This is a genomic window from Pseudomonas sp. HY2-MNA-CIBAN-0224, assembly GCF_040310285.1.
GTDB lineage: Bacteria > Pseudomonadota > Gammaproteobacteria > Pseudomonadales > Pseudomonadaceae > Aquipseudomonas > Aquipseudomonas helleri.
Genome location: NZ_JBEOPQ010000942.1, coordinates 1 through 232 on the forward strand (window position 1 = coordinate 1; position 232 = coordinate 232).

The window sequence follows — 232 nt, forward strand, 5'->3', positions numbered from 1 at the left end:
GGTCAACACTTAGGCGAACACATTGCTGAGAAATACGGTTCAACACCGGAGCAAAGTGCTCAAAATCGTCAACGATTAACCCAAATGGGTGCTGATTTAGGCTTTGAATTTAATTTTTCTGATTCATCACGCATTTACAACACGCTACTTGCCCACCAGCTGCTGTATTGGGCTGCAGAGTCAGGTAAGCAAACCGAATTAAAACTGGCTTTATTTAGCAGCTACTTTACTC

The 232-nt window shown here is 42.7% G+C and carries 1 protein-coding gene; it reads left to right on the forward strand.

Annotated elements, in window-relative coordinates; genetic code table 11:
• Positions 1 to 232, forward strand: a 232-nt coding sequence (locus AAEZ03_RS29030) for a DsbA family protein (RefSeq protein ID WP_350583468.1), incomplete at both ends; no start/stop codon positions are given.